This is a genomic window from Micromonospora sp. DT4 (assembly GCF_049841675.1).
In the GTDB taxonomy this organism is placed as follows: domain Bacteria; phylum Actinomycetota; class Actinomycetes; order Mycobacteriales; family Micromonosporaceae; genus Micromonospora.
In genome coordinates, this window is sequence record NZ_JBNCKT010000210.1 from 1 (window position 1) to 4,273 (window position 4,273).

A 4,273-nucleotide genomic window follows, 5' to 3' on the forward strand; every position below is an offset into this window, starting at 1 on the left:
GCACTTCACCACCAACGACGCCCGTACCCGACTCCGCCACCTATACCCAGAACGTTAGACACGACGCTCTACTAGGGGAGACACGTCATGGCGCTGAACGAGACGGCACGTGGCCAGATCGTGACCTTCTACTCGTACAAGGGTGGTACCGGGCGCACGATGGCGCTGGCCAACGTGGCCTGGATCCTGGCCAGCCAGGGCCTCCAGGTGCTGGTCGTCGACTGGGATCTGGAGTCTCCGGGTCTGCACCGCTACTTCCACCCGTTCCTGCGCGACAAGGAGCTGCGCGCCACCCCGGGCGTCATCGAGATGATCTGGGATTATTCGATCGCCACGATGCAGCGCAACTGTGACGAGGACTCCCAGGAACTCCTCACCGGCCACGCCAAGATCCAACGCCGTGCGGTCTCGCTGAACTGGGACTTCAGCCACGGCGGCGTGATCGACTTCGTGGCCGCCGGGCAGCAGGACTCGGCGTACTCCCGGTTGGTGAGCACCTTCGAATGGGCCAACTTCTACGAGCGGCACGGCGGCGCGTCCTTCATCGACGCCGTCCGGACGCAGATGCGCGCCGAGTACGACGTGGTGCTGATCGACAGCCGTACCGGCCTCAGCGACGTGGCCGGCATCTGCACCGTGCAACTGCCCGACCTGGTGGTCAACTGCTTCACCATGTCCACCCAGAGCATCCGGGGCGCGGCGGCGGTGGCCCGCTCGATCCGCAGCCAGCGCCCGGACGACCCGCCGCTGCTGCTGCCGGTGCCGATGCGCGTGGAGGACGCCGAGCTGCGCAAGCTGGAGACCGGTCGGGATCTGGTCCGCGCCGAGTTCGCCCCGTTCCTCGATCACCTCTCGGACGCGGCGGCTGCCCGCTACTGGAACACCATCGAGGTCCCCTACCGCACGTTCTACGCCTACGAGGAGATCCTCGCCGCGTTCGGTGACCGGCCCGAGCAGATCGGCACTCTGCTGGCCGCGTACGAGCAACTCGCCTCGGTGATCACCGATGGGCGGGTCACCCAGCTGCACCCGATCGGCGAGGCGGACCGACGCCGCTCGCTGACCGAGTTCGAGCGCAGCCGGCTCACCGCCGAGCAGGCCGTGCTGCTCAGCTATGCCTCCGCCGATCGGCTCTGGGCCGAGTGGATCACCGACCAGTTGGAGGACGCCGGGCTGCGGGTGGATCGCCGCGCGCTTGATGTGCCGGTGGCCGCCGGTGGGCGGGCCGAGTTCGATCGAGCCGTCAGCGGCGCCAGCCGGGTGCTGGCGGTGCTCACCCGGCACTACGCGAGCACGCCCCTCGCCGGCGAGGTGTGGAAGAGCGCCACCGGCCGGGACCAACTCGGCGGTGGAGGAGTGCTGGTGCCGCTGCGCGTCGACGAGTCGCGGCTGACCGTCCCGTACAGCGACCACAGCCCGGTGGACCTCACCGACGTCGACCCGTCGACCGCGCGGACTCGGCTGTTGGAGGCCGCCGGAGCGACGACGGTCACGGCCGACGGTCGCGCGGTCGGCCGTTTCCCCGGCCCGTTCCCGGCGATCTCCAACGTCCGCCAGCACGGCACCCCGTTCGTCGGCCGCGCCGCTCAACTCGAGGCGCTGCGCGACCGGCTCACCACCTCACCGGACTCGGCCATCCAGGTCGTGCACGGCCTCGGCGGTGTCGGCAAGACCCAGCTCGCCGCCGAGTACGCGCTGCGCTTCGGCCGCGACTACGACGTGGTCTGGTGGATCCCGGCCGACAGCGACGACCGCATCCGCGGTGGTCTCGGCGACCTCGGCCAGGCGATGGGGCTGGGCACGGGCGGTGGCGCCGAGGCGGCCCGCCGGGTGCTCGACACCCTGCGCCGCACGGGGCCCGACCAGCGCTGGTTGATCATCCTGGACAACGCCGACAAGCCCACCCACGCCACGCGGGCGCTGCTGCCGCAGGGGCCCGGCCATGTCCTGCTCACGACCCGGGACCAGAGCTGGAGCGAGTACGCCACCGCGACCGAGCTGACCGTCTTCGATCGCGCCGAGAGCGTCCAACTGCTGCGCGACCGGGTTCGCGGTCTCAGCGAGATCGAGGCCACCCAGGTGGCCGAGAAGCTCGGCGACCTGCCGCTCGCGGTAGAGCAGGGCGCGGCGTACCTGCGGGCCAGCGCCATGCAGGTCGAGAAGTACCTGAACTCGCTGGACACCCCGGGCCTGCTACGTATCCTCGACGGCCGGCAGTCCGCCGGCTACTCCAAGGCGCTCGCCGCCACCTGGCTGTTCACCCTCGGCCAGCTTCGCGAGGAGAAGCCGGCGGCGGCCCGGCTGTTGGAGCTGTGCTCGTTCTACGCGCCGGAGCCGATCCCCGTCGCCATGCTCACCGGCGACCGCTTCGCCAGCTTCATGGCGCCGATCGACCCGACGCTCACCGACCCGATCCTGCAGGGCCTGGTCACCGCCGAGCTGGGCCGCTACGGCCTGGCCCAGGTCGACGCGGAGAACAACACGGTGCGGATCCACCGGTTGGTCCAGTTGGTCATCCAGGACCAGCTCGGCGATCCCGACGAGGCCCGTCGGGAAGCCCAACTGCTGCTCGCCGCCGCCAACCCCCGCGATCCCGACAAGCCGATCAACTGGCCCGAGTACGCCGAGCTGTGGCCGCACGTACGCCCCAGCGGCCTGCACCTGTCCAGCCTGGACGAGGCACGGCAGCTCGTCGTGGACATCGTGCGCTACCTCTACCGACGGGGCGACTACGACACCAGCCGCGCCCTGGCCGAGGAGGCGCTGACCGGGTGGCGCGACACCGACGACGACGATCCCACCCGCCTGCGGATGCGCTTCCATCTGGCGAACGTGCTGCGCGCGCAGAGCCATTTCGACCGGGCGTACGAGATCGACCGGGACGTCTACGACCGGCAGCGGCGGATCTTCGGCGAGGAGCACCTCTACACCCTGATGACGGCCCGCAGCCTCGGCGCGGACCTGCGCGCCCAGGGCCTCTACCACGACGCCGAGGCACAGGACCGGCGCACGCTGGAGCTGAGCGTACGCAGCTTCGGCGACGACAGCGGCCGGACGCTGACCGCGGAGAACAACCTCGCCGTGTCGCTGCGCCTGGTCGGTGACTTCCGCGGCGCGGCCGCGCTGGACCAGCACATCCACGAGCGGCGGCGGGACCGCTTCGGTGAGGAGGACCCGTCCACCCTGGCGTCGGCCAGCAACTACGGGCGCGGACTGCGCGACACCGGCGAGCTGTGGCGGTCGCACAGCGTCCTGCAACGTACGTACACCAGCCAGCAGAGGGTGAACGGCCCGGACCATCCGGAGACCCTGCGGACGGCGAAGGAACTGGCGCTCACGCTGCGTCAGCTCGGCCGTTTCGCCGACGCGCACCGGCTGATCGAGCGGACGGTGGTCCGTTACCAGCGCACGCTCGGCGCCGAGCACGCCGACACCCTCTCCGCCGAGATGGCCCTCGCCACCACCTGGTCGGCGGTGGGCGACAACCAGACCGCCCTGCGGGTGGTGCGCCGCCTGCGCGACGGCTACAACGAGGTGCTCGGCGAGTCGCATGCCATCACCCTGGCCTGCCTCAACAACCTCGGTGTGCTGCTCCGCAAGCAGGGCGACCACACCCAGGCCCGGGAGCTGTCCCAGCGGGTCCGCGACCAGTTGCTGGCCCACCTCGGTGAACGGCACCCGCACACCCTGCTGGCCACCCTCAACCTGGCCAACGACCTGTTCGCCCTCGGCGACGGCGACAACGCGTTGCTGCTGGACACCACGGCGTACGTGGAGCTGACCCGTGCGCTGGGCGCCGAGCATCCGGACACGCTCTCCGCGTCGGTCAACCTCGCGTTGAGCCGTCAGGCCACCGAGAGCGAGGCGGACGCCGGCCGGGCGCTCTACGATGAGGCGTTCGGTCAGCTGGTGCAGCTCTTCGGCGGCGACAATCCCCGGGTAGTGCAGGCCCGCCAACGGGAACGGTCCAACGCCTACATCGAACCGGCGCTCCTGTAGACCCGCCCGCTGCCCGCTGCCCGCTGCCCGTCGCCCGCCGCCCCGCGTAGGCAAGCCGCGACGGGGTCGCGGTCCCACCCGGGCCATCTCTCACGCGTCCTTTGCTCTGCTTCACTCCAGGCAACACCTGGGGGCCGCGAGTGTTGCGCCCGTTGAAGCAGAGCAAAGGACGCAACTGACCCCCGCCGTCGCGTCCGGGGGGGGTGTCCCTATGTTTTTGTCAAGCCGCGATGGCGGCGGGACGTGCCTGGTAGGGCGTTTTGTCGCGGAGCAT

The 4,273-nt window shown here is 70.6% G+C and carries 1 protein-coding gene; it reads left to right on the plus strand.

All coding sequences use genetic code 11. From position 1 onward, the window contains the following. Positions 1-87 precede the first annotated feature (87 nt). Positions 88-3,999, plus strand: coding sequence for an FxSxx-COOH system tetratricopeptide repeat protein (fxsT, locus tag ACLQ24_RS28700; protein ID WP_425894862.1), 3,912 nt, complete (start codon positions 88-90; stop codon positions 3,997-3,999). Positions 4,000-4,273 lie beyond the last annotated feature (274 nt).

Excerpts from the sequence above, each read along its gene's own strand:
- fxsT (WP_425894862.1), top strand. The coding sequence starts at position 88 with ATGGCGCTGAACGAGACGGCACGTGGCCAGATCGTGACCTTCTACTCG.